Here is a 25,153-nt window from a genome sequence, read left to right on the forward strand (position 1 = left end):
AAGAAGATGGAACGTATTTTAGTCATTGGCGCAAACGGCCAAATCGGTAGTGAGCTGGTGGGCGCGCTGGCGCAGCAGCACGGCGCGGACAACGTCATCGCCAGCGACATCGGCACGAACAACCTGTACCAGGCCAAGCGTTATGCGCAATTGAATGTGCTGGACAAGGACGGCCTGGCGAAGATCATCGCCGATGAAGGCATCACCCAGGTGTACCAGCTGGCGGCCATGCTGTCGGCCACGGGCGAAGCGGCGCCGCTGAAGGCGTGGAGCCTGAACATGGATGGCTTGCTGAATATCCTGGAACTGGCGCGCGAACGGGGCGAGGCAGGCAAGCCGCTGCGCATCTTCTGGCCATCGTCGATCGCCGCCTTCGGTCCGAACACGCCGCAAGTCAATACGCCGCAAATGACGGTGATGGACCCGACCTCGATGTACGGCATCAGCAAGCTGGCCGGCGAGCGCCTGTGCGAGTACTACTTCAACAAGTACGGCGTGGACGTGCGCAGCATCCGCTATCCTGGCATCATCAGCTATAAATCGCCTCCGGGCGGCGGCACCACCGATTACGCCATCGCCATCTTCCATGCGGCCTTGCGCGGCGAGCGCTATGACTGCTTCCTCGATGCGAACACCACCTTGCCGATGATTTACATGCCCGACGCCATCCGCGCCACCATCGAACTGATGGACGCTCCTGTGTCGCAGATCAAGATCCGTTCATCCTACAATGTGGCTGGCGTGTCGTTCAACCCCGAGCAGCTGGCCAAGGCCATCGTGCGCATGGTGCCGGACTTCAAGATCAGCTACAAGCCGGACAGCCGCCAGGCCATCGCCGACAGCTGGCCGCAAAGCCTGGACGACAGCAAGGCCAGCGCCGACTGGGGCTGGAAGGCGCAGATCGGCGTCGAGCAGATGGTCACGGACATGCTGGCCAATGTCGACGTGGGTCACGCCGCCAAGGCTGCCTGAAGCACGCCCGCGCATTTAAAAACATACTAATATAAAGAGACACTACATGGATATGAGCGTATTTGACCTGTTCAAGATCGGCATCGGGCCGTCGAGTTCCCACACGGTGGGGCCGATGGTGGCGGCGCGGCGGTTCCTGGTCGAATACGGTCCGCTGGACCAGGTAGTGGGCGTCGAGGCGGCCCTGTATGGCTCGCTGGCGCTGACGGGCGTCGGCCATGCCACGGACAAAGCCGTCATTCTTGGCCTGATGGGCGAAACGCCGCAGGACGTGGCGCCCGATGCCGTCGACACCAAGCTGGCCGCCATCGAGGCGGCCGGCGAGATTGCCTTGCTGGGCACGCACGTGGTGCCATTTACGGCCGCCACGGGCTTGATCTGGCACAAGAGCGAATCCCTGCCCGAACATCCGAACGGCATGCGTTTTACCCTGAAACTGGCGGACGGCAGCCGGGTCGACAAGGTGTATTACTCGATCGGCGGCGGTTTTATCCGCGAAGCGGGCGAGGCGCAAGCCGAAGCGGCCGTGGAGTCGGCCGCCAGCGCGCGGGTCGTCTTCCCTTTCGATACCATGGAGCAGTTGCTGGCGCATGGCGTGGAAAGCGGCCTGTCGATCCCTGAAATGCTGCGCGCGAACGAATGCGTCAAGCGCAGCGACGCGGAACTCAATGAGGGACTGGACCGTATCTGGCACGTCATGCGCGATTGCATCGCGCACGGCCTGGAAACGACGGGCAACCTGCCGGGCGGCTTGAACGTGAAGCGCCGCGCCGCGAAATTGTGGCGCCTGGCGCAGGAAGCGAAGGCATCCGACAACCGCGCCAACGACTTGCCGCACGACGCCGTGCACCTGGTCAGCCTGTACGCGATGGCCGTCAACGAGGAAAACGCGGCCGGCGGGCGCGTGGTGACGGCGCCGACCAACGGCGCCGCCGGCATCATCCCGGCCGTGCTGCGCTACTACGCGCAGGATTGCCGCCCCAGCGATCCTGTCGGCGGCGTGCGCCGCTTCATGCTGACGGCAGCCGCCATCGGCATGCTGTGCAAGCGCAATGCCTCGATCTCGGGCGCCGAAGTGGGCTGCCAGGGCGAAGTGGGCGTGGCGTGCGCCATGGCGGCCGCCGGCCTGGTGGCGGCATTGGGCGGCACCAACGAGCAGATCGAAAACGCGGCCGAAATCGGCATCGAACACCACCTGGGCATGACGTGCGACCCCATCGGCGGCCTGGTGCAGATTCCCTGCATCGAACGCAATGGCATGGGCGCCGTGAAAGCCATCACGGCCGCCTCGCTGGCGCTGAAGGGCGATGGCACGCATTTCGTCAGCCTCGACGAAGTCATTGAAACCATGCGCCAGACGGGCGCGGACATGCAGGACAAGTACAAGGAAACGTCGCTGGGCGGCCTGGCCGTGCATGTAATCACCGTCAACCACGCCGCTTGCTGATGTGTTGCTGGTAGTGTCGGATTACGCGCTTTGCGCTAATCCGACCTACGATACGCCACGGTCGGCGTAGGTCGGCTTAGCGCAAAGCGCGTAAGCCGACATCACCACGGCAGCAAGCCATCACCCTCACTCCTCCTCGAACAACTGCTCCAGCCTCCTGGGGTAGTTATTCAAAAAATCGCGCGTCACGGCGAAGTGTTCCGTGTCTTCATATGCCACCTCGTGGATGCCGCCGCCCGTAAACATCAGGATTTTCGCGTTCGGATAGGCCAGCAGGATGGGCGAATGGGTGGCGATGATCAGCTGGGAGTCGTCCTGCACCAGCTGGTGGATCACCGATAGCGCCGCCATCTGGCGGCTCGGCGACAGGGCCGCCTCGGGCTCGTCCAGCAGATACAAGCCCTTGCCGCGCAACTTGTTGATCAGGGTCGCCATGAACGCTTCGCCGTGCGATTGCGCGTGCAGCGACTTGCCGCCGTAGCTGGCCAGGTATTCGGGCATGTCGTCCATGTAGGTGGCGACGTTGAAAAAGCTTTCGGCGCGCAGGAAATAGCTGTCCTCGGGCTTCTTGTAGCTCTTGCTCAGGCGCAAGTGCGCGTGCAAGCCCGATTCCTCGTCCGACGGCAGGGCGATGCGCACGTTGCGCGTGCCGCCATCCTTGCCGAAGCCCAGCGCCACGGCCAGCGCTTCGAGCATGGTCGACTTGCCGCTGCCATTTTCGCCCACGAAAAACGTCACGTCGCGGTGGAAGTCCATGTGCACGAAGTCGCGGATGGCGGGGATGGTGAACGGATAGTGGTCCATGTCGACGACAGCGTCGGGGCGCAGCGCGGCGCTTTGCAAATACGGTTTTTTACTGATCGGCATGGCCGGTTTTCGACTCCATGATTGGCACTTTACAGGGCAGAAAGCACAGTGTGGCGCAAATCGGCGGCGCACGCCAGTACGCACGCCGGCCATGTTTGCCTGGCTTGATCTCATGCCATTATGGCTGCATTGACAATATCCAGGCTCTCCAATTGTCACATCCTGACCTGGCTGGCGCCACGCGATTCGCCTTGGACGGCGGCTGGCACTATAATATCCGCTGCCATTCATGATTAACCGCTCTCAGCTCAACTGGACTCTTCAAATCTATGCATTACGTGTCTACCCGCGCTGATAAAGCGCCATTGCAGTCGCAACAGTCATCTTTGCAGCAATTTTCCGACATCCTCCTGGGCGGCCTGGCCCCCGATGGCGGATTGTATCTCCCTGAACACTACCCGCAAGTCACTGGTGCCGAGCTGAACGCCTGGCGCACATTGTCGTATGCCGACCTGGCCTACGAAATCCTGAAGAAGTTCGCCACCGATATCCCGGCCGCGGACCTGAAGGCACTGACGGCGAAAACCTATACCAAGGCAGTCTACAAGAACGCCCGCGCCGGCGAAAACGCGGCCGACATCACGCCGCTGCGCGTGCTCGAAGAAAACGTCGTCAAGGGCGGATCGACCACCCTGATGCTGCAGGCGCTGTCGAACGGCCCGACCCTGGCCTTCAAGGACATGGCCATGCAGCTGCTGGGCAACCTGTTCGAATACACCTTGGCCAAGCACGACGCCGAACTCAATATCTTCGGCGCCACGTCGGGCGACACGGGCAGCGCGGCCGAATACGCGATGCGCGGCAAGAAGGGCATCCGCGTCTTCATGCTGTCGCCGCACAAGAAAATGAGCGCCTTCCAGACGGCGCAGATGTTCAGCCTGCAAGACCCGAATATCTACAACATCGCCGTCGAAGGCGTGTTCGACGATTGCCAGGACATGGTCAAGGCCGTCTCGAACGACTTGCCGTTCAAGGCGAAACAGAAGATCGGCACCGTCAACTCCATCAACTGGGCGCGCGTCGTGGCGCAGGTCGTGTACTACTTCCGCGGCTACCTGGCGGCCACCACCAGCAACGAGCAAAAAGTGTCGTTCACGGTGCCGTCGGGCAACTTTGGCAATATCTGCGCCGGCCATATCGCCCGCATGATGGGGCTGCCCATCTCGAAACTGGTGGCGGCGACGAATGAAAACGACGTGCTCGACGAATTCTTCCGCACGGGCGTCTACCGCGTGCGCAAGTCCGCCGAGACCTACCATACGAGCAGCCCGTCGATGGATATCTCGAAAGCGTCGAACTTCGAGCGCTTCGTCTACGACCTGGTGGGTCGCGACAGCGACCGCGTGCGCGCCCTGTTCACGAAAGTGGAAACGCATGGCGGCTTCGACTTGTCCGGCAAGCCTGGCAGCGACGGCGACGAATTCAAGCTGGTGGCCAAATACGGCTTCAAGTCGGGCAAGTCCACGCACCAGGACCGCCTCGATACCATCCGCGACGTGGCCGACGACTACGGCATCACCATCGACACGCACACGGCCGACGGCATCAAGGTGGCGCGCGAGCACCTGGAGCCCAACGTGCCGATGATCGTGCTGGAAACGGCGCTGGCGGCCAAGTTCAACGAAACCATCCTCGAAGCGCTGGGCGTGGATGCGGAGCGCCCGGCCGGCTTCGAGAACATCGAAGACTTGCCGCAGAAGTTCGTCGTGATGGATGCGGACGTGGAAAAGATGAAGGCGTATATCGCCGCCAACACGGGCTTGTGATGAGCGGGCCTGTGATGAACGATCCGACCGCACAACGCAAACCGATGCTGTCCGTGGCCGAGGCGCAAGCCTTCATGCTGGGCGCGGCGCGCCCGGTGGCCGAGGTGGAGCTGGTCGACACCATGCGCGCCAACGGCCGCGTGCTGGCGGCCGCGCAAACGTCGACCCTGAACGTGCCCGAGCGGGACAACACGCAGATGGATGGCTATGCCGTGCGCGCGCAGGATTGCGCCAGCGGCGCGGCCAGCTTGCGCGTGTCGCAGCGCATCGCGGCCGGCCACGTGGGCCAGCCCCTGCAGCCGGGGACGGCGGCGCGCATCTTCACGGGCGCCCTGATCCCGGACGGCGCCGATTGCGTCGTGATGCAGGAGCAGTGCACCTTGCTTGACGGCGTAGTGACGGTCAATCACGTGCCGCAGGCGGGTGAATGGGTGCGCCGCCAGGGCGAGGATATCCGCGCCGGCGGCGAGATCCTCGGTGCCGGCCGCCGCCTGCGCAGCCAGGAAATGGGCTTGGCCGCCTCGGTGGGCCTGGCGCAGCTGCCGGTGCTGCGCAAGCTGCGCGTCGCCGTCTTCTTCACGGGCGACGAGCTGGCCATGCCCGGTGAACCCCTGGCGCCGGGCGCCGTCTACAACTCGAACCGCTTTACCTTGCGCGGCCTGCTGGAGAATCTGGGCTGTGAGATCACGGACCTGGGCATCGTGCCCGACAGCCTGGAAGCGACAAAGGCCGTGCTGCGCCAGGCGGCCCAGGGCAATGATCTGATCATCACCTCGGGCGGCGTGTCCGTAGGCGAGGAAGACCATATCAAGCCGGCCGTGGAAGCGGAAGGGCGGCTGAACATGTGGCAGATCGCCGTCAAGCCGGGCAAGCCGCTGGCGTTTGGCGAAGTGCAGGATGCGTTCTTTATCGGCTTGCCTGGCAATCCCGTCTCCAGCTTCGTCACGTTCCTGCTGTTCGTGCGCCCGTTCATCCTGCGCCTGCAAGGCGTGGCGGGGAACCTGGCGCCGCGCAGCTACAAGCTGCCGGCCGCGTTCGAGCGCCTGAAGGCGGACAAGCGCAACGAGTTCTTGCGTGCCAAGGTCAATGAGGAGGGCGAGCTGGAACTGTTCGCCAACCAGAGTTCGGGCGTGCTGACGTCCACCGTGTGGGGCGACGGATTGATCGATTGCCCGCCGGGGCTGTCGATTGCGCGCGGCGACATGCTGCGGTTTATCCCGTTTAACGAATTGCTGTACTAAGGAAGTAGCGATGAAGATCAATCTGCGATTTTTTGCCAGCGTGCGCGAACTGGTGGGAACCGGCCATGAAGTGCTGGAAGTGAGCGCGGAGGCCGCGTCACGGCTGACGGTGGGCGAGGTGCGCAATCTCCTGATCGCCCGCGGCGGCAACTGGGAATACGCGCTGGCGCAGGGCCGTGCGCTGCGCATGGCGCATAATCAGGTGATGTGCGATGCCGCTACCGTGGCAGGCGACGGCGACGAGGTGGCGTTCTTTCCACCCGTGACGGGCGGCTGATCCCGCTTCCCAAATGAGACGGCCACTTCATCGAAGTGGCCGTTTTTTCATGAAGACTTGCTTTTCGGTTTGTCCCCGCTGCATGTGGCGCAGGCGATGGCTTTCTTGTAGCGCCAGTATTTCGAACCGATGAAGATGGCCGACGCCACCAGCGACCAGGCCAGCGCGCTGAGGATGTCGGCCTGGCTGGTGGTGCCCTTGCTGTACTCGACCACCGTCAGGATGATGAATAAGATCGAACTGGCCAGCAAATAACGGGAAATCCAGAATCCTGCACCCATGTGTTTCTCCTCTTGTCGTCTCGTTGTCTCGTGAAGTCAAAGTGCCGATCGCTGCAGCATGTTGGCGCAGTATGCATCATTTTTCGGCATTCTTGCCATCCCCGCGCCTTATCTCGACTAAAATGCCGGGGTTTTCACCGTCTTTCCAGCTTGCCATGACCCATTCCAGCCTTCCTCCCTTTCACATCGCCGTCATCGGCGGCGGCCCTGCCGGCCTGATGGCCGCCCAGGCTGCCACCGACCAGGGAGCCAGGGTGGAGCTGTTCGACGCCATGCCGTCCGTCGGCCGCAAATTCCTGCTGGCGGGACGCGGCGGCATGAATATCACGCATGCGGAAGACTACCAGTCCTTCGTCTCGCGTTACGGCAGGCCGGCCCGCTGGCTCAAGCCGGCGCTGGACCAGTTCGGCCCGCAAAAGGTGCGCGACTGGGTGCACGGCCTGGGCGTGGACACCTTTGTCGGCTCCTCGAACCGCGTCTTCCCGACGGACATGAAGGCGGCGCCCTTGCTGCGCGCCTGGCTGCACCGCCTGCGCGAGGCGGGCGTGCAATTTCACATGCGCCACCGCTGGACGGGCTGGCGCGACGGCCAGCTGGCCTTTGCCACGCCGGACGGCGAACGCCTGCGCGCCTTCGACGCTGTGATCCTGGCGCTCGGTGGCGGCAGCTGGGCGCGGCTGGGATCGGACGGCGCCTGGGTGCCGCTGCTGCGAGAGCAGGGCGTGGCCGTGGCGCCCCTGGCGCCGGCCAATTGCGGCTTCGACGTGGACTGGAGCGGGCATTTCAGCAGCCGCCATGCCGGCGAACCGCTGGCGACGGTGGCCATCACGGCGCGCGATATCGATGGCTTGCTGATCAAGCGCCAGGGCCAGTTCGTCATCACGGCGGGCGGCGTCGAGGGCAGCCTGATCTACGCGCTGTCGGCCGCGCTGCGCGAGCAGATCGCCGCCGAGGGCAGCACCACCATCTGGCTCGACCTGGCGCCCGACCACACGCATGAACGCGTGTTCGAGGAAGTGACGCGCCCGCGCGGTTCCCGCTCCATGTCCAGCCACCTGAATAGCCGTCTGGGCATCAAGGGCGTGAAATCGGGCTTGCTGCGAGAATGCCTGAGCGCGGCCGACTTCGCCGATGAAGCCAGGCTGGCGGACGCCATCAAGCTGCTGCCCGTCCGACTTGTGCGTCCGCGCCCCATCGATGAAGCCATCAGCAGCGCCGGCGGCGTGGAATTCGACGGTGTCAAAGGCAGCATGCTGCGCGCCATGCCGGGCGTGTTCCTGGCGGGGGAAATGCTGGACTGGGAAGCGCCGACGGGCGGCTACCTGCTGACGGCCTGCCTGGCGCAAGGCAAGGCGGCCGGCGAGCAGGCGGTCAGTTGGCTGGAAGAGAACGTTAGTGCCAGGTAATTTCGCCCGAGCCGCTTTTCTGCGTCTCGCGCTGGCGCGGGTTGCCGTGGACGTGGATGTCGCCGCTGCCGCGCAGGGTCAGGTTGCTGGCGTCGCGCACGAAGACGGTGCTTGTGCCGGAGCCTTGCAGGCTGACGCTGGCCTTGTCGGCGGCCAGGTGCTCGGCATCGATATCGCCTGAACCGCTCAGATCGGCACGCAGGAACTTGGTATTGCCGCTGGCGGCGATGCGCCCGGAGCCCACCATTTCCAGCACCACGCTGTCGCTGTTGCCGCCATTGATGTCGAGGTCGCCGCTGCCGTTGACCGTGGCTTGCACCTGCTTGTAGCGTCCCGTGAAACTGACATCGCCCGATCCCGTCAACTCCAGGATGAAACTGTCTCCGGAAAATCCCGTGATCTTGCTGTCGCCATTGCCGTGTACTTCCACGCGGACGAGGGCGGGCAGCACCAGTTCCACCTGCAGGGGCTGGCGATGGTGGAACAGCATGCCTTTCGGGCCGATATGCAGGGTCGTGCCATCCTGCGTGGTGTCGACGTTCGACAGCAGACGCTGCTCGCCGCTGACCTTCAGCGATGGCGTGGCGCCGCGGCGCAGCACCAGGTCGATGGGGCCGGCCAGGTCGATGCTGTTGATATTGGGGGAAACCGGGCGCGTTTCACTGCGCACGGCGCGGCCGGCGGCGCTGCTGGGATTGCTGATTCCCTTGGCGCGCAGCGCCGCATACGACATGGCGATCAGGACCAGTGCCAGCAAGAGCATGGACAGGCCAACTTTGAGCAAGCGTTTCATGGCAGCCTTTCTAGTGACCTTTGAGCAGGGAAACATTCATGGCGATGTAGCGCTTGATGCCGATCAAGGTATAGCGCGTTACGACCAGACTGAGCAGGAAGATGGCGATGCCGCCGAGCAGCATACCCACGCCAAAGACGGTTTGCGTGGTGCGCGCATCGCGGTCCATGTCGGTGGAGATGCGGATGCCCCCGCCGGCCAGCGCTTCGGCCCGCTCCATCATGCGCGAGGAGGCGCCGGGCGCCCCGGGCTCGGACTCGGCCGGGTCATGCTGCAAGCGGCCGGGCAGGTGATCGACTTCGATGCCCGTGTCGCCGATGGTGATGCGCGTTTCGCGCCGTTCGCCATTTTCGCCGCCATCATCGTCGTGGATGAAGACGTGGCGCAGGGGACCGTCGAGCACCAGTTCGTTGGCGCCGGACAAACCGCTGGCCGTGATGGCGATGCCGGCCAGGTAAAAGCTCAGGCCGACGGCGTACAGGGTGGCCAGCAGGGCTGCATACACGGCGGCAGGCACGACCATGAACAGGTTGAAGATGGCCAGGCCCACCAGCGAGACGAGCAGGCGCAGCAGGTTGACGGGGGTTTTCTTTTGCTCGAAAGCCTGGCGGTGCGTGCTGTTGCGCAAGGTAAGGGCGATTTTTTTCGGGTCGCCCAGGTCGTCTGAGATCTCGTGCTCGCTGCGGCCGGCCGCAGCGCCTTCGATGAAGGTCTGTTCGTAATAGTCGAGCGTCTTTGCGACCAGGTCCGGTGGCAAGCCTGCCAGCGCGCGCCGCAGTGCGTCGAGATAATCTTGTTTGTTCATCATATTCTTCCTGTCCGCCGCTTCAGCCCATGGCCGGCAGCAGCATGCTTGCCTGGCTCAGCAGCAATGGTGCCTGTGGCGCCTGCTGTACGTGAATGACGATGAATGTGGCCAGCACCACACCAGCCAGCAGCGCCAGGGCTTTCAAGCTGTTTTTCAAGTGCAAGGTGGTGTGCATGGTATTCCCCGTGGCATGGCCGTTGTCGATGATCAGACTGTACCCAAGCGCACGCGAGCGCACCAGCGCGGTGCGACAGAATGCAATTTCGCGGGGGCGAGCGACACCAGGGGAGGATGCACCGTCAAGTCTACTTTGCCACCTTGCCCGTGGTAATGGCTTTTGCCGCCGCCACGCCGCTGCGCACGGCGGCCTCGATGGTGGCCGGATAGTCTTGCGTCCGGTCATCATTGGCCGTGTAGTCGCCTGCCAGCAGCAAGCCAGGCACGCCGCTGGCGTTGCCGGGGCGAGCCAGGTCGGGCGTGCAGGCAAAGGTGGCGCGCTTTTCCGTGATCAGCTGGGTCCACAGGGGCTGCGCCAGGGCAGGGCGCTGCAACACCTGGGCCAGCTGCGCCGCGATCGCTTGCGCCAGCGGTCCATGGCCTTGCTCGGCGGCATAGCCGGAGGCGCTGATGACGACGGCCAGCAAGCCCGCCTGGTTGCTGTCGAGCTGGCCCCGGTCGAAGACGAACTGGCCCCAGTGCTGTTGCTCCGGCGCATCGACGAGGGCGTAGAACGGCAAGTCCAGGCGCACCGAGGCATCGTACTGCAGGTAACAGGTGCTGATGGCTTCCGGCGTGAACGCTTGCATGCGCTGAATTGCATCGGCAAGGCGCGCATCTTGCAAGCCTTGCAGCAGGCTGGCCGCCTGCACGGACGAGGTGGACACGATCACGCCGTCAAAGCTTTCGCCGTCATCGACGCCGTCATCAAGCCCCCAGCGGCCATCGGGCAGCGCCTGCAAAGCGGTCACCTTAGCGCCCGTGCGGACTGCACCGCCATGCTGCACCACGTAGCGGCTTGCCGCGTCGGGTAACAGGGCACTCAGGTCCGCCTTCGGGATCAGCATGTCGGAGGCGCGGCGGCGGCTGGCGCCCAGGCTGTCGCGCAGCACGTTGAGGAAGACGCGGGCCGAGGCACGCTCGGGCGGGGTATTCAGTGCGGCCAGGCACAGCGGGTGCCACATCAGCCGGTTCAGGCGCTCCGTCTGGTCGAAGCGCTGCAGCAATTCGCTGACCGAGCAATCGTTATACAGCTGCCAGCCCATCGTCCGCATGGCGGTGGAAAAGCGCATCAGGGCCAGCTTGTCGGCGCGCAATAATCCCTGGGCGCGCAGCAGGGCCCATGCCAGGTGCAGTGGCGCGGGCAGGCGCGGGGCGATGAAATCCATGCCGCCCGAGCCGGCCGGATAGCGCATCTGCAGGGGCAGGGTGAGGATCAGCTCGTCCGGGTCTTGCCCCGCCAGCTTGATCAGGCGCAAGGTTTCCGTGTAAGCGCCCAGCAAGATGTGCTGGCCGTTGTCGAGCACCGTGCTTTCGCGTTCGACCCGGCGCGCGCGTCCGCCCAGGGTGCGCGCCGCCTCGAATACACTCACCGCGTGACCGGCGCGCGCCAGTTCCATGGCCGCCGCGCAGCCAGCCCAGCCGGCGCCGATGACGGCGTAGCGTTGCTTCACGCTGCTCTTAGCCACGAACCCAGGTCTTCCAGGCCAGCCACAGTTTGCGGATCGGCGTGAGCGAGATGCGCTGTTTCAGCACGTGGTAGCCGTCGCGCTCGACTTCATTGAGCAGGGTGCGGTAGATGGCGGCCATGATCAGGCCCGGGCGCTGGGCGCGGCGGTCTTCTGCCGGCAAGAGCGCGAAGGCTTCGTCATACGCCTTTTGCGCGCGCGCCACCTGGAAACGCATGAGGTTTTCAAAGTTTTCGCTGTGGCGCGCATTCAGCAAGTCGGCCGCCGTCACATTGAATTGCTGCAATTCGCTGATCGGCAGATAGATGCGCCCCTTGCGCGCGTCTTCGCCCACATCGCGGATGATATTGGTGAGCTGGAAGGCATGGCCCAGCTTTTCCGCATACAGCAGGGTTTCCGGGCGGGTCGCGCCGAAGATGCTGGCCGACAAGATTCCCACCACGCTGGCCACGTGCCAGCAATAGCGGCTCATGGCCTGGTAGTCGAGGTAGCGGGTCTGGTTCAAGTCCATTTCCATGCCGTCGATGATGGCCTGCAAATGCTTTTCTTCCAGTTTATATACGTCCAGGTGTGGCTGCAGCGCGCGCATCACGGGATGCGTGGGATTGCCCTCGTACATGGCCTTGACTTCCTTGCGCCACCAGACCAGCTTGGTGCGTGCCACGGCTTCGTCCGTGCATTCGTCGACCGTGTCATCGACTTCGCGGCAGAAGGCGTACAGGGCCGTGATGGCCTTGCGGCGCTCGGCGGGCAGGAACAGGAAGCTGTAGTAGAAGCTGGAGCCGCTCTGGGCGGCCTTTTGTTGGCAGTATTCGTCGGGAGACATAGTCAAAAGAGCAAGGGTTGCAGATCGAAGCCGCTATTCTATCGTCTTACAGAGTGGGCGACGGGGGAAAAGCCGTTTTTACTTGTGTCTCTTGATGCAAGCTTTTGCGCGACATGCGCAGGGCGCGCGAGAAAATGATCAGCCAGTCGCGTTTCTCCAGCTTGGGGCGGCGCCGGAACACGTCGTAATTGACGGCTTCGATGGCTTCCAGGATGCGCAGGCCGCCTTGGATCACGAGACGCAGTTCCCAGCCGATGCGTCCGCGCAAACGCAGGGCCAGCGGCGCGCCGGACAGCATCAGGGCGCGCGTGCGGGCCACTTCAAAGCGCATCAGGGCGCTCCACTTGCCGTGGGCCTCGGGCCGCTCGAAGGCGGCGGCGGAGACGGCAAAGCGGGTCAGGTCTTCCATCGGCAGGTAGATGCGCTCTTTTTGCTGGTCGATGGCGACGTCTTGCAAGAAATTAATTAGTTGCAAAGCTGAACATATGGCATCGGAATCGCGTACATTCTGTTCATCGGCCGCGCCATACAGGTGCAGCATCAGCAGCCCCACGGGGTTGGCGGAACGGGCGCAGTAATCGAGCACGTCGTCATAGCTGGCGTAGCGCGTCGTTTCCACATCCTGCTTGAAGGCGGACAATAAATCGTGGAATGGCTTCAGCGGCAACTGGTGTTTGGCAATGACGGCGGCCAGGCGTTCGAACATGGCGGCGTTCTCGCCCCCATGGCCTTCGTGGCGGGCGATGCGGCCCAGCGCCTCTTCGTAGGCGTGCAGGGCCGCCAGGCGCTCGGCCGGCGTGGCGTCGCCTTCGTCGGCCAGGTCGTCGGCGCTGCGGGCGAAGGCATAGATGGCTTCGACGGCGGGCACCAGGCGGCGCGGCAGTAAAAATGATGCAACAGGAAAATTTTCGTAATGGTCTACAGGCATGAACACACTTCTCTAGTCTTGCGTTTGTCCGGCACCCTCAAACGCTGGAATGTGGCCGGGCGTTGTACGTCTCAAGATTAATGACGCATAAGTCACTAAAAACTTTTACGCACGATTATAATTAATAACCAGAAAGTCATTAGGCGAAGAGTACTTCCGCCATGACCAAACTGATATTGTCACAAATTTAAGGATATCGCGTGCGAAAAAGTTTGGCCTGGCCCAAAGGACAGGCAAAAAGTTTCTCCGCATAAAAATATTACAGCCCGCATAGTAAAGGAAAATACCTTGTTTGCCCTGAAAACCCTGCGCCGCGAGACCGGCGCTTCCGCACTTCCTGGCCTGCGGCTGATTGCCGCCGCCGCCCTGGCGATGACATTGGCGGCCTGTTCCAAGCCTGCCGTCAAAGTGGAAGACGTGCGCCCCGTGCGCGCGATTGTGTTGTCTAGCAGTAATGTTGACGTGAGTGCCGAGCTGTCGGGCGAGGTCGTGCCCCGTGTCGTATCGCAGCTGGGCTTCCGCGTGGGCGGCAAGATCGTGGCGCGCAAGGTCGACGTGGGCGCCAGCGTGAAGAAGGGGCAAGTGTTGATGCAGCTCGATCCTGTCGACTTGCAACTGTCGCAGGCGCAGGCCAAGGCCTCGCTGGTCAGCGCGGAGACGAGCCGCGACCTGGCGCGCGCGGAATTGAAGCGCTACCAGGATTTGCGCGAGAAGAACTTCGTCAGCCAGGCCGTGCTCGACGGCAAGGATGCCACCTACAAGGCGGCGCAGGCAAACGTGGAAGCGGCCCAGGCCCTGTACCGGGGCCAGGCGAACCAGTCCGGCTATGCCAGCTTGCTGGCTGACGTGGATGGCGTCGTCACGCGCATCGAGGCTGAAGTGGGGCAGGTGGTGGCGCCCGGCGCACCCGTGGTGCAAGTGGCCAGGAGCGGCGAGAAGGAAGTCGTGATCGGCATTCCTGAAGATAAGGTTGAAACCTTGCGTGGCGTCAAGGATGTGGTGGTGCGCCTGTGGGCCGACCCGAAGCAGGCGTTGCCGGGCAAGATACGCGAAATATCGCCCGTGGCCGATGCCGCCACGCGCACATACCTGGCGAAAGTCAGCATCCCGGACGCGCCGCAGGCACGCCTGGGCATGACGGCCGTGGTGCAGTTCGCCTCGCAAACGACCACGCCGCAGATCAAGGTGCCATTGACGGCCCTGTTCAATGAGAAATCGCAAAGTTCCGTGTGGGTGGTGGAAAACGGCGCCGTGAAGCTCGTGCCGGTGACGGTGGGCGGCGTGGCGGGCAATGAGTTGCTGCTGACCTCGGGCGTGAAGGAAGGCCAGACGGTCGTCACGGCCGGCGTCAACCTGCTCAAGCCGGGCCAGAAAGTGACCATTCTCGGCGCCGAACTGGCCAGCAAGCCTGAAGTGGCCGCTGCCCCCGTCAGCGTGGGTGCGGCCAAATGAAGGGCGGCTTCAATCTGTCGCGCTGGGCGCTCGAACACATCCCGCTGACGCGCTACCTGATGGCCGTGCTGTTGATCGGCGGCATGCTCAGCTACGCCAGCCTGGGCCAGGATGAAGATCCCCCGTTCACCTTCCGCGCCATGGTCTTGCAAGCCTACTGGCCCGGCGCCACGGCCTTGCAGATGGCCGAGCAGGTGACGGACAAGCTGGAAAAGAAACTGCAGGAAACGCCGTACATCGACGAAATCACCAGCTATTCGAAGCCGGGCGAAACCTTGATCCTGCTGGAGCTGCGCGAATCGGCGCCGCCCAAGGAAACGGCGGCCGCCTGGTACCAGGTGCGCAAGAAGATCGGCGACATCCAGGGCACCTTGCCGGCCGGCGTCGTGGGCCCGTTCTTCAATGACGAGTTCGGCGACACGTACGGCTCCATCTTCGCCCTGTCCGGCGATGGTTTTACGTACGCGGAAATGAAGGATTACGCGGACAAGGTACGCCAGGAACTGCTGGCCGTGGGGCAGGTATCGAAGGTGGAACTGTTCGGCGTGCAGGATGAAAAGATCAATATCATCTTTTCGCACAAGAAATTTGCCCAGCTGGGCATTCCGTTCGACGCCATCGTGCAGCAACTGTCCGCGCAAAACAGCATCAACGCCACCGGCGTGCTGGTGACGCCGACGGACAATCTGCAAGTGCGCGTGACGGGCGCCATGGTGACCGTCAAGGACCTGGAAAACCTGGAACTGCGCGCCAACGGCACGACTTTCCGCCTTGGTGATTTTGCCACAGTAAAGCGTGAGCTCGTCGATCCTCCCAAGGACAAGATGCGTTTCAATGGCAAGGAAGTGATCGGCCTGGGCGTGTCGATGGAAAAGGGCGGCAATATCATCGACATGGGCAAGGCCTTGCAGGCAACGGTGACGCGCATGAAGAGCGAATTGCCGGTCGGCATAGAGCTGCAGCGCGTATCGAACCAGCCGGAAGCCGTGTCCGCCTCCGTGGGTGAATTCGTGCATACCCTGATCGAAGCCATCCTGATCGTGCTGGCCGTCAGCTTCGTCGCGCTGGGCTTGCACACGAAACCGCTGCGCATCGACGTGCGGCCCGGCCTGGTGGTGGCGCTGACCATCCCGCTGGTGCTGGCCGTCACCTTCCTGTTCATGCGCCTGCTCGACATCGACTTGCACAAGATTTCCCTGGGCGCCCTGATCATCGCGCTGGGCTTGCTGGTCGATGACGCCATCATTGCCGTTGAGATGATGGTGCGCAAGATGGAAGAGGGCATGTCGCGTTTCGACGCGGCCACCTTCGCCTACACATCGACGGCCATGCCCATGCTGACGGGCACCCTGATCACGGTGGCGGGCTTCTTGCCCATCGGCCTGGCCAAGTCGGCCGCCGGTGAATACACGTTCTCCTTGTTCTCCGTCAATGCGCTGGCCCTGATTATCTCGTGGGTGGTGGCCGTCGTCTTCACGCCCTACATCGGTTACGTCTTGCTGAAAGTCAAACCGCACGCGCACAACGACCATGAATTGTTCGATACGCCCAACTTCCGCCGCTTCCGCCGCGCCGTCACCTGGTGCGTGGAGTGGCGCAAGACGACGATCGCCGCCACCCTGGCCATCTTTGCGCTGGGCATCTATGGCTTTAACTTTATCGAAAAGCAATTCTTCCCCGATTCCAGCCGTCCTGAGCTGATGGTGGAGCTGTGGTCGCCCGAAGGCACGACCTTTGCGGCGAATGAAAAGCAGGTCAAGAAATTCGAAGCGTTCGTCGGCAAGCTCGACGGCGTGGAAAGCGTGACCAGCTATGTCGGCACGGGCAGCCCCCGTTTCTACCTGCCGCTGGACCAGATCTTCCCGCAGACCAACGTATCGCAAGTGGTGGTCTTGCCGAAGAGCCTGGCCGACCGCGAACGCCTGCGCCAGCAAATCGTCGATGTCTTCAAGAAGGATTTTCCGGAAGTGCGGGGCCGTGTAAAACTGTTGCCGAATGGGCCGCCGGTACCGTATCCCGTGCAGTTTCGCGTCACGGGACCGGAAGTGGCCGGTGTGCGGGCCATTGCCGACCAGGTCAAGGACATCATGCGCGCCAATCCGAACACCCTGGGCGTGAACGACAACTGGAATGAATCGGTGAAAGTGCTGCGCCTGGACCTGGACCAGGACAAGATGCGCGCGCTGGGCGTCACCTCGAAAACGGTGATGCAGGCGGCCAATACGATTCTGTCGGGCACCGTCATCGGTCAATTCCGTGAAGACAATAAGCTGATCGACATCCAGGTGCGCCAGCCGCTGGAAGAGCGGGCGACGATTTCCGTGTTGAATGACACGAATATCCCGACGGCGACGGGCAAGTCCGTGCCCATCTCGCAGCTGGCCCGCGCGCATTTCGTGTGGGAACCGGGTGTTGTCTGGCGCGACAAGCGTGAATGGGCCATTACCGTGCAATCGGACGTGATCGATGGCATCCAGGGCGCCACCGTGTCGACGCAACTGGCGCCGCAGCTGGACGCCTTGCGGGCCAAGTTGCCGGCCGGCTACCGCATCAATGTGAAGGGCGTGGCGGCCGACAGCGGCGAGGCGGAAGCGTCGATCTCGGCCAACTTGCCGCTGGCTATCTTTATCATCTTTACCTTGCTGATGCTGCAGTTGCACAGTTTTTTGCGTTCCCTGCTGGTGTTCCTGACGGGGCCGCTGGGCGTGGCAGGCGCCGCCTTTGCCTTGCTGCTGCTGCACCGCCCGCTGGGTTTCGTGGCCAACCTGGGCGTCATCGCGCTGTTCGGCATGATCATCCGCAACTCGGTGATCCTCGTCGACCAGATCGAGCAAGACATCCGCGATGGTTCTGCCCCATGGGACGCCATCATCGACTCGGCCGTGCGCCGCTGCCGTCCCATCGTGCTGACGGCCGCCGCCGCGGCGCTGGCCATGATCCCGTTGTCGCGCTCGGTGTTCTGGGGGCCGATGGCAGTCGCCATCATGGGCGGCCTGATCCTGGCGACGGCCTTGACCTTGCTGTTCTTGCCGGCCCTGTATGCGGCCTGGTTCCGGGTCAAGAAGCCGGAGCCGGCGACCGCAAAAGAAGGCTAGCAGCCAGCGCCAGGGCGCAGGCATAAAAAAGGCGGCATTCCTCTGGGAAATCCAGTAGAATGCCGCCTTTGCTTTACCGAGGGTTTGCTCGTTGAGTCCACGGTAGCCAGATCGCTCCCGAGTTGTTAAAATCAGGGAGTCGCCTGTGGCAAGCAGTGCAAAGTAGTACAAAATGCGGATGTGGTGGAATTGGTAGACACGCTGGTCTTAGAAGCCAGTGCTTCGGCTTGGGAGTTCGAGTCTCCCCATCCGCACCAATCCGGGTTGTTCCAGCCCGGACGTGCAGCACCATCAAGTTGTTCTTCAGCCTCGTTGCAGGCGTCTTTCCTGTTTTTCTTGCTGCCTTTCCTGTATTTCCGTCATCCGGGCTGCCTTTGTTTGCGCCATTTTTCACCAGAGATCGGACGGCAGGGAAGGGTCCGGGCGAAGATTTGCCTGAAAAATGGCCAAATTGAGGTAAATCAAAGGTTTTTTGCCCGAAATCTTCGCTCTGGGCGCATTTCTTTGTTTCGGACGGGGCGCCAGTTCGCATATACTAATGAATGAAGCAGGCTGGAAAGCCTGTCTCTGGCGAAATAAAGAATGCCGGGGCAAGAGTAAAGACAGGGCACCCCCAGGCTGTGGCGATTCATTCGCCGCCGCTGGTATCCTCTGTGGCCGGGCTGCAAAGCCAGCCACTTTCCCGAAGTCCTTTGTTATAATGCCACGCTTTACCGAATGATGGCCGGCCCTGCATTTACTTAGAAGCAAGGCTGGACGCTCGGAGCCCTGTCGCAGTACTGGAAGCGGCGGATTGTTTGGTGCCTGGTGCGGGTTTTCCCTCAGCCGGGTAGACCAGGTCCATTGTCCTGCTTGCAGTACTTTTACAGATGAATATGCGAGCGAGTGAAGCTGGACCCATGTCTTGTTGCCAGTGATGGCGCAAGGGGTCGGGTCTTCTTTTCTCGCACCAACAGTGTTTATTTTTTGGACGATTTTTTACATGGCAACTGCAGTCGAAACCTTGGGCAAACTCGAACGTCGTATCACGATCTCCTTCCCGCTGACGGACGTCCGCACGGAAGTTGAGAAGCGCCTGAAAGTGCAAGCCCGTACGGCTAAGGCACCGGGCTTCCGTCCGGGCAAAGTGCCGTTGAAAATGGTCGCAGCACAATACGGCTACCAAATTGAATCCGAAGTGCTGAACGACAAGGTCGGCCGCGCGTTCAACGACGCCGCCAACGAAAACAATCTGCGCGTGGCCGGTTTCCCGAACATCGTGCCGAAAGAAGAAGCAGCCGAAGGCCAGCTGGCTTTCGACGCAACGTTCGAAGTGTATCCGGAAGTCGCCATCGGCGACCTGACGGCCGTTGAAATCGAAACCGTGCAAGCCGACGTGTCGGAAGCCGAAATCGACAAGACCATCGACATCCTGCGCAAGCAGCGCGTGCACTTCCACACCAAGGGCGAAGCTGGCGAACACGGCGACGGCGGTGAGCCGATCGCTGCCAACGGCGACCGCGTGACCGTCGACTTCGTCGGCTCGATCGACGGTGTTGAATTCCCTGGCGGCAAAGCTGAAGGCTACGCTTTCGTGCTGGGCGAAGGCCGCATGCTGCCAGAATTCGAAGCAGCGACCCTGGGCCTGAAAGTAGGCGAGTCGAAGACTTTCCCGCTGTCGTTCCCAGAGGACTACCACGGTAAAGACGTTGCCGGCAAAACCGCTTCGTTCACCATCACCCTGCAAAAACTGGAATGGGCGCACCTGCCGGAAGTCGATGCCGAATTCGCAAAGTCGCTGGGCGTTGCCGATGGCGACCTGGCCAAAATGCGCGAAGACATCAAAGTCAACCTGCAACGTGAAGTCGCTGGCCGCGTAAAAGCACGCAACAAGGAAGCCGTCATGGACGCGCTGATCAAAGTTGCTGAGCTGGAAGTGCCAAAAACGCTGATCGCTCAGGATTCCGAGCGTCTGGCCGAAATGACCCGCCAGGACATGGCGCAGCGCGGCATGAACGTCAAGGACGTGCCTTTCCCAGCAGAACTGTTCGCAGAAAAAGCCGAGCGTCGCGTACGCCTGGGCCTGATCCTGTCGCAACTGGTTGGCGACAACAAGCTGCAGGCTACGCCTGAGCAAGTCAAGGCGCAAATCGAAGATTTCGCCCAAAGCTACGAAGATCCACGCGAAGTGCTGAAGTACTACTACAGCGACCGTCGTCGTCTGGGTGAGATCGAAGCCCTTGTATTGGAAGAAAACGTCGTCACCTACGTGTTGGGCCTGTCGAAAGTCACGACGAAAGCAGTTGCTTTCGACGAACTGATGGGAAGCAACGCACAAGCGTAAACCAGTTGGTATTGGGATGCCATGATAGCTTTTAACACCTGATAAAACCGTAGCGAGCGGATGGGAGTTGTGGCTGAGAAGCGGAGCTGTGCGAATGCACAGTGAGCATCGGAGGCCGCAAATCGCGACGCGCAGTAGGTTTTGTCAGGTGTCTCAAGGTGGTGGTAGTATCCCCTAACTGCTTCACAAGGAAATGAAATGACAGGTATGAACCGTAATCCGGCGCTGGACACAGAGATGCTCGGCCTGGTGCCGATGGTGGTGGAACAAAGCGGTCGCGGCGAGCGCTCGTATGATATTTACTCGCGCCTGCTGAAGGAACGCTTGATTTTCATGGTCGGCCCGGTCAATGACCAGATGGCCAACCTGGTTGTCGCCCAGCTGCTGTTCCTGGAAAGCGAAAATCCGGAAAAGGAAATCTCGCTCTACATCAACTCGCCAGGTGGTTCGGTCTCGGCCGGCATGGCCATCTACGACACCATGCAGTTCATCAAGCCGGACGTCTCGACCCTGTGCACGGGCATGGCTGCTTCGATGGGCGCTTTCCTGCTGGCCGCTGGCGCCAAGGGCAAGCGTTTCTCGCTGCCGAACTCGCGCATCATGATTCACCAGCCGTCCGGTGGTTCGCAAGGCATGGCGTCCGATATCGAGATCCAGGCGAAGGAAATCCTTTACCTGCGCACCCGCTTGAACGGCATCATGGCCGAGCGCACGGGCCAGACGATCGAACAGATCGCCAAGGACACCGACCGCGACCGTTTCATGTCCGCCGACGAGGCCGTTGAGTATGGTTTGATCGACAAAGTGTTGACCAGCCGCGCTTGATGAGCCCCTACCGGTATTGCTAAGTACGTAAGTTAACGCCCGGGCGCTCAAACGTTCGGGCGTTTCGCTTTTATTTCGGGTAGCATGGAGCTTGTGCGCGTTGTTGACTTGCGCCATGGCTAGCGGCCTTTACGGGCAGCAACCATCATCCGGCTTGCGATTTTGCAATATTGTTAATGCAGTTCCAACCAAAATGCCTTATGTCAGACAAAAAATCCTCTAGCGGCGAAAAATTACTGTATTGCTCGTTCTGCGGCAAAAGCCAGCACGAGGTGAAGAAACTCATCGCCGGCCCGTCCGTATTCATTTGCGACGAGTGCATCGACTTGTGCAACGACATCATCCGTGATGAAACGTCGAGCATCGAGACGGTGACCGGTACCAAATCCGACCTGCCGACGCCGCAAGAAATTGCCGCCTTGCTCGATCAGTACGTGATCGGCCAGCAGACTGCCAAGCGCATCCTGTCGGTGGCGGTGTACAACCATTACAAGCGCCTCAAGCACCTGGGCAAGAAAGACGACATCGAACTGGCCAAGAGCAACATCTTGCTGGTCGGTCCTACCGGTTCGGGCAAGACCCTGCTGGCACAGACCCTGGCGCGCATGCTCAACGTGCCGTTCGTGATCGCCGACGCCACCACCCTGACCGAAGCCGGTTACGTGGGTGAAGACGTGGAAAACATCATCCAGAAGCTGCTGCAAAGCTGCAACTATGACGTCGAGAAAGCCCAGCGCGGCATCGTCTACATCGATGAGATCGACAAGATTTCGCGCAAGTCCGATAATCCGTCCATCACGCGCGACGTGTCGGGCGAGGGCGTGCAGCAAGCCTTGCTCAAACTCATCGAAGGCACGATGGCTTCCGTGCCGCCACAAGGCGGCCGCAAGCACCCGAACCAGGATTTCGTGCAGATCGACACGACCAACATCATGTTCATCTGCGGCGGCGCCTTTGACGGCCTGTCGAAAGTGATCGCCAACCGTTCCGAAAAGAGTGGCATCGGCTTCTCGGCCACGGTGCGCAGCAAGTCGCAAAGCACGGCCAGCGAACTGATGTTGCAAGCGGAACCGGAAGATCTGGTCAAGTTCGGCCTGATTCCGGAACTGGTGGGCCGTCTGCCCGTCATCGCCACCCTGGCTGAATTGACGGAAGAAGCGCTGATCCAGATCCTGGTCGAGCCGAAGAATGCGCTGATCAAGCAGTATTCGAAGCTGCTCGAGATGGAAGGCGCGGAACTGGAGATTCGTCCGGCCGCCTTGCATGCGATCGCCAAGAAGGCGCTGGCGCGCAAGACCGGTGCCCGTGGCCTGCGTTCCATCCTGGAACATGCTTTGCTGGACGTCATGTACGAACTGCCGAGCGAACAAAATGTGGTGAAAGTCGTCATCGACGAAAATACCATCACCAGCGGCGCCAAACCTTTGTTGATTTATCAAGAGACTGCCAAGGCCTCCGGAGAAAATTGATTACTGCCGAGACAAATGCATAAAAAGGGTTTTGATTCCTTAATGCATGGCAGTACAATTTAAATCAATGAGTGCAGGCTTCAATCGGAAAGCCACTCGCGGCGCTTAGCTGCGCGTGGCTTTTTTACTGTGAAAACTGCATTTATTACCGTCATGCGGGTGTGTTTTGCGAAATAGACAGAAAAATGTTTGTTTCACAGAATTATTTATTCTCGCCGGTCTTGTGTTTTGGCAGCGAGCGCCAACATCGTAAACACGCTTTCTATAAGGTACGCCATGACAACTTCCAAATTAACTGAGCAAACTCAACTGCCGTTATTGCCGTTGCGGGATGTCGTCGTTTTCCCGCATATGGTGATACCGCTGTTCGTTGGCCGTCCAAAGTCGATCAAGGCGCTGGAAGCTGCGATGGAGCAGGGCAAGAGCATCATGCTTGCCGCTCAAAAAGCAGCCGCGAAGGACGAGCCGTCTCCTTCGGATATCTATGAAATTGGCTGCGTCGCCAATATTCTGCAAATGCTGAAGCTGCCCGATGGCACCGTCAAGGTGCTGGTCGAAGGCGCGCAGCGTGCCCGTATCAACCACATCAGCGATGCGCCGACGCACTTCATCGCCGACCTGACGCCGCTCGAGTCCGAGCCGGGCGACGAGTCGGAAGTCGAAGCCATGCGCCGCGCGATCGTGCAGCAGTTCGACCAGTACGTCAAACTGAACAAAAAGATTCCACCGGAAATCCTCGCTTCGCTGTCGGGCATCGACGATGCCGGCCGCCTGGCCGACACGGTGGCCGCGCATCTGCCGCTGAAGCTTGAGCAAAAACAAGTCATCCTGGAAATTTTCAGCGTGGCCAAGCGCCTCGAGCACCTGCTGGGCCAGCTCGAAGGCGAGCTCGACATCCTGCAGGTGGAAAAGCGCATCCGCGGCCGCGTCAAGCGCCAGATGGAAAAGTCGCAGCGCGAGTACTACCTGAACGAGCAAGTCAAGGCGATCCAGAAGGAACTGGGCGAGGGCGAAGATGGCGCCGACCTCGACGAGCTGGAGAAAAAAGTCGCTTCGGCAAAGATGCCGAAGGAAGCGCTCGACAAGGCCACCAACGAGCTGAAAAAACTCAAGCTGATGTCGCCGATGTCGGCCGAAGCCACCGTCGTGCGCAACTATATCGACACCCTGGTCAATTTGCCTTGGAAAAAGAAATCCAAGGTCAATAACGACCTGGCGAATGCGGAAAAAGTGCTCGAGGGCGACCACTATGGCCTCGACAAGGTCAAGGAACGCATCCTGGAATACCTCGCGGTGCAACAGCGCGTCGACAAGCTGAAAGCGCCTATCCTGTGCTTCGTCGGTCCTCCGGGCGTCGGCAAGACTTCGCTGGGCCAGTCCATCGCCCGCGCGACGAACCGCAAGTTCGTGCGCATGGCCCTGGGCGGCGTGCGCGACGAAGCCGAGATCCGCGGCCACCGCCGTACCTACATCGGCTCGATGCCGGGCAAGATATTGCAATCGCTGTCGAAAGTCGGCGTGCGCAATCCTTTGTTCCTGCTCGATGAAGTCGATAAGATGGGCGCCGATTTCCGTGGCGATCCATCGTCGGCCCTGCTGGAAGTGCTCGATCCGGAACAGAACCACACGTTCTCCGACCATTACATCGAAGTCGATTTCGACTTGTCCGACGTGATGTTCGTGGCCACGTCGAATTCGTACAACATTCCGCCAGCCTTGCTCGACCGTATGGAAGTGATCCGTCTGTCCGGTTACACGGAAGACGAAAAGACCAGCATCGCGCAGCGTTATCTGCTGCCGAAGCAGATCAAGAACAATGGCTTGAAGGAAGAGGAAATCTCGGTGGCCGAGTCGGCCTTGCGCGACATCATCCGCTACTACACGCGGGAAGCCGGTGTGCGTTCGCTCGAGCGTGAAGTGTCGAAGATCTGCCGCAAGGTGGTCAAGATGCTGCTGCTGAAGAAATCCGACAAGAAGGTCATCGTCAACTCGAAGAACCTGGATAAATTCCTTGGCGTGCGCCGTTATGATTTCGGTGTCGCAGAGAAAGAAAACCAGGTAGGCCAGGTGGTCGGTCTGGCATGGACGGAAGTGGGCGGCGATCTGCTGACCATCGAAGCCGTGTCGATGCCGGGCAAGGGCGGCATCATCCGCACGGGTACCTTGGGCGACGTCATGAAAGAGTCGATCGAGGCAGCCCGCACGGTGGTGCGCAGCCGGGCACAGCGCCTGGGCATCAAGGCGGACGTGTTCGAGAAGAGCGACATCCACATCCACGTGCCGGAAGGCGCGACACCGAAGGACGGTCCTTCGGCTGGCGCGGCCATGACGGTGGCGATGGTGTCGGTCTTCACGGGCATCCCCGTGCGCGCCGACGTGGCGATGACGGGCGAGATCACCTTGCGCGGCGAAGTATTGCCGATCGGCGGCCTGAAAGAAAAGCTGCTGGCAGCGCATCGCGGCGGCATCAAGACGGTCCTGATTCCAGAGCAGAATGTGAAAGACCTGGCCGATATTCCGGACAACGTCAAGAACAAACTGGAGATCGTTCCCGTGCGCTGGATCGACAAAGTGCTGGAAATCGCCCTCGAACGCATGCCTGAAGCGTTGGCGGACGTCGCTGCGGTGGAGGCTGTCACGGCTGCCGCGGCCAAGCCTGACGCGGCCGGCGAGGTAGTAAAACACTAACGTT

Annotated in this window: 20 protein-coding genes and 1 tRNA gene; 13 read left to right on the forward strand and 8 right to left on the reverse strand. The window is 61.4% G+C overall.

The window, feature by feature from the left end; genetic code table 11:
• The first annotated feature begins 6 nt into the window (after window positions 1-6).
• Together O3297_RS06220 and O3297_RS06225 are read left to right on the forward strand one after the other, a co-directional pair.
• Window positions 7-972: an NAD-dependent epimerase/dehydratase family protein gene (locus O3297_RS06220; protein ID WP_034781432.1), complete on the forward strand. Its 966-nt coding sequence runs from the start codon at window positions 7-9 to the stop codon at window positions 970-972.
• Between the two features lie 46 nt (window positions 973-1,018).
• On the forward strand, window positions 1,019-2,419 hold the full coding sequence (locus tag O3297_RS06225; protein WP_070256166.1) for an L-serine ammonia-lyase: 1,401 nt from the start codon (window positions 1,019-1,021) through the stop codon (window positions 2,417-2,419).
• Window positions 2,420-2,545: 126 nt separating this feature from the next.
• Here the strand turns inward: O3297_RS06225 and O3297_RS06230 are convergent, their stop codons facing one another.
• Window positions 2,546-3,286, reverse strand: a complete 741-nt coding sequence (locus O3297_RS06230) for an AAA family ATPase (RefSeq protein ID WP_070256164.1) — start codon at window positions 3,284-3,286, stop codon at window positions 2,546-2,548.
• 269 nt (window positions 3,287-3,555) lie between these two features.
• Here O3297_RS06230 and thrC point away from each other — a divergent pair, with 269 nt between their 5' ends.
• Genes thrC through O3297_RS06245 form a run of 3 tightly spaced genes read left to right on the forward strand, consistent with a single transcriptional unit; the run spans window position 3,556 to window position 6,570 of the window.
• Window positions 3,556-5,052: a threonine synthase gene (gene thrC, locus O3297_RS06235; RefSeq protein WP_305048075.1), complete on the forward strand. Its 1,497-nt coding sequence runs from the start codon at window positions 3,556-3,558 to the stop codon at window positions 5,050-5,052.
• A 14-nt stretch (window positions 5,053-5,066) separates the two neighbouring features.
• Window positions 5,067-6,293 carry a gephyrin-like molybdotransferase Glp gene (glp, locus tag O3297_RS06240; RefSeq protein ID WP_305048076.1) on the forward strand — a complete coding sequence of 409 codons (1,227 nt, stop codon included), beginning with the start codon at window positions 5,067-5,069 and terminating at the stop codon, window positions 6,291-6,293.
• A 10-nt stretch (window positions 6,294-6,303) separates the two neighbouring features.
• A complete protein-coding gene (locus tag O3297_RS06245; protein WP_305048077.1) occupies window positions 6,304-6,570 on the forward strand; it encodes a MoaD/ThiS family protein in 267 nt (88 codons plus the stop codon).
• Between the two features lie 47 nt (window positions 6,571-6,617).
• On the opposite strand, the gene O3297_RS06250 is transcribed toward O3297_RS06245, so the two are convergent.
• Window positions 6,618-6,851, reverse strand: coding sequence for a hypothetical protein (locus tag O3297_RS06250; protein ID WP_099387651.1), 234 nt, complete (start codon window positions 6,849-6,851; stop codon window positions 6,618-6,620).
• A gap of 155 nt (window positions 6,852-7,006) precedes the next feature.
• Between O3297_RS06250 and O3297_RS06255 the strand changes: the two genes are divergently transcribed.
• Entirely contained in the window at window positions 7,007-8,257 is a 1,251-nt protein-coding gene (locus O3297_RS06255) for a TIGR03862 family flavoprotein (protein ID WP_305048078.1), read from the forward strand.
• Here O3297_RS06255 and O3297_RS06260 read toward each other — a convergent pair.
• From O3297_RS06260 to hpnC, 6 genes are all read right to left on the reverse strand, one after another.
• Complete coding sequence (locus O3297_RS06260) at window positions 8,244-9,050, reverse strand: head GIN domain-containing protein (RefSeq protein ID WP_034787287.1); 807 nt, start codon at window positions 9,048-9,050, stop codon at window positions 8,244-8,246. The genes O3297_RS06255 and O3297_RS06260 overlap by 14 nt on opposite strands.
• 10 nt (window positions 9,051-9,060) lie before the next feature.
• On the reverse strand, window positions 9,061-9,858 hold the full coding sequence (locus O3297_RS06265) for a DUF1700 domain-containing protein (RefSeq protein WP_305048079.1): 798 nt from the start codon (window positions 9,856-9,858) through the stop codon (window positions 9,061-9,063).
• A 19-nt stretch (window positions 9,859-9,877) separates the two neighbouring features.
• Window positions 9,878-10,033 (reverse strand): hypothetical protein, encoded by a 156-nt coding sequence (locus O3297_RS06270; RefSeq protein WP_176383565.1) that lies wholly within the window; start codon window positions 10,031-10,033, stop codon window positions 9,878-9,880.
• Between the two features lie 130 nt (window positions 10,034-10,163).
• A complete protein-coding gene (gene hpnE, locus O3297_RS06275) occupies window positions 10,164-11,543 on the reverse strand; it encodes a hydroxysqualene dehydroxylase HpnE (RefSeq protein ID WP_305048080.1) in 1,380 nt (459 codons plus the stop codon).
• Window positions 11,536-12,369, reverse strand: coding sequence for a presqualene diphosphate synthase HpnD (hpnD, locus tag O3297_RS06280; RefSeq protein WP_058050483.1), 834 nt, complete (start codon window positions 12,367-12,369; stop codon window positions 11,536-11,538). Before hpnD ends, hpnE begins: the two co-directional genes overlap by 8 nt.
• 46 nt (window positions 12,370-12,415) lie before the next feature.
• Entirely contained in the window at window positions 12,416-13,297 is an 882-nt protein-coding gene (gene hpnC, locus O3297_RS06285) for a squalene synthase HpnC (protein WP_305048081.1), read from the reverse strand.
• A 288-nt stretch (window positions 13,298-13,585) separates the two neighbouring features.
• Here hpnC and O3297_RS06290 point away from each other — a divergent pair, with 288 nt between their 5' ends.
• From O3297_RS06290 to lon, 7 genes are all read left to right on the forward strand, one after another.
• On the forward strand, window positions 13,586-14,749 hold the full coding sequence (locus tag O3297_RS06290; RefSeq protein WP_305048082.1) for an efflux RND transporter periplasmic adaptor subunit: 1,164 nt from the start codon (window positions 13,586-13,588) through the stop codon (window positions 14,747-14,749).
• On the forward strand, window positions 14,746-17,844 hold the full coding sequence (locus tag O3297_RS06295; RefSeq protein WP_305048083.1) for an efflux RND transporter permease subunit: 3,099 nt from the start codon (window positions 14,746-14,748) through the stop codon (window positions 17,842-17,844). The genes O3297_RS06290 and O3297_RS06295 overlap by 4 nt, the downstream gene beginning before the upstream one ends.
• A gap of 174 nt (window positions 17,845-18,018) precedes the next feature.
• Window positions 18,019-18,101 (forward strand) — tRNA-Leu (locus O3297_RS06300).
• A 725-nt stretch (window positions 18,102-18,826) separates the two neighbouring features.
• Window positions 18,827-20,167 carry a trigger factor gene (tig, locus tag O3297_RS06305; protein WP_070256539.1) on the forward strand — a complete coding sequence of 447 codons (1,341 nt, stop codon included), beginning with the start codon at window positions 18,827-18,829 and terminating at the stop codon, window positions 20,165-20,167.
• A gap of 207 nt (window positions 20,168-20,374) precedes the next feature.
• Entirely contained in the window at window positions 20,375-20,992 is a 618-nt protein-coding gene (clpP, locus tag O3297_RS06310; protein ID WP_369811567.1) for an ATP-dependent Clp endopeptidase proteolytic subunit ClpP, read from the forward strand.
• A 200-nt stretch (window positions 20,993-21,192) separates the two neighbouring features.
• Window positions 21,193-22,461, forward strand: coding sequence for an ATP-dependent Clp protease ATP-binding subunit ClpX (gene clpX, locus O3297_RS06315; protein WP_034787303.1), 1,269 nt, complete (start codon window positions 21,193-21,195; stop codon window positions 22,459-22,461).
• A gap of 276 nt (window positions 22,462-22,737) precedes the next feature.
• Complete coding sequence (gene lon, locus O3297_RS06320) at window positions 22,738-25,149, forward strand: endopeptidase La (RefSeq protein WP_034787304.1); 2,412 nt, start codon at window positions 22,738-22,740, stop codon at window positions 25,147-25,149.
• Window positions 25,150-25,153: the final 4 nt, after the last annotated feature.

It is taken from the genome of Janthinobacterium sp. SUN128 (genome assembly GCF_030587275.1).
GTDB classification, from domain to species: Bacteria; Pseudomonadota; Gammaproteobacteria; order Burkholderiales; family Burkholderiaceae_D; genus Janthinobacterium; species Janthinobacterium lividum.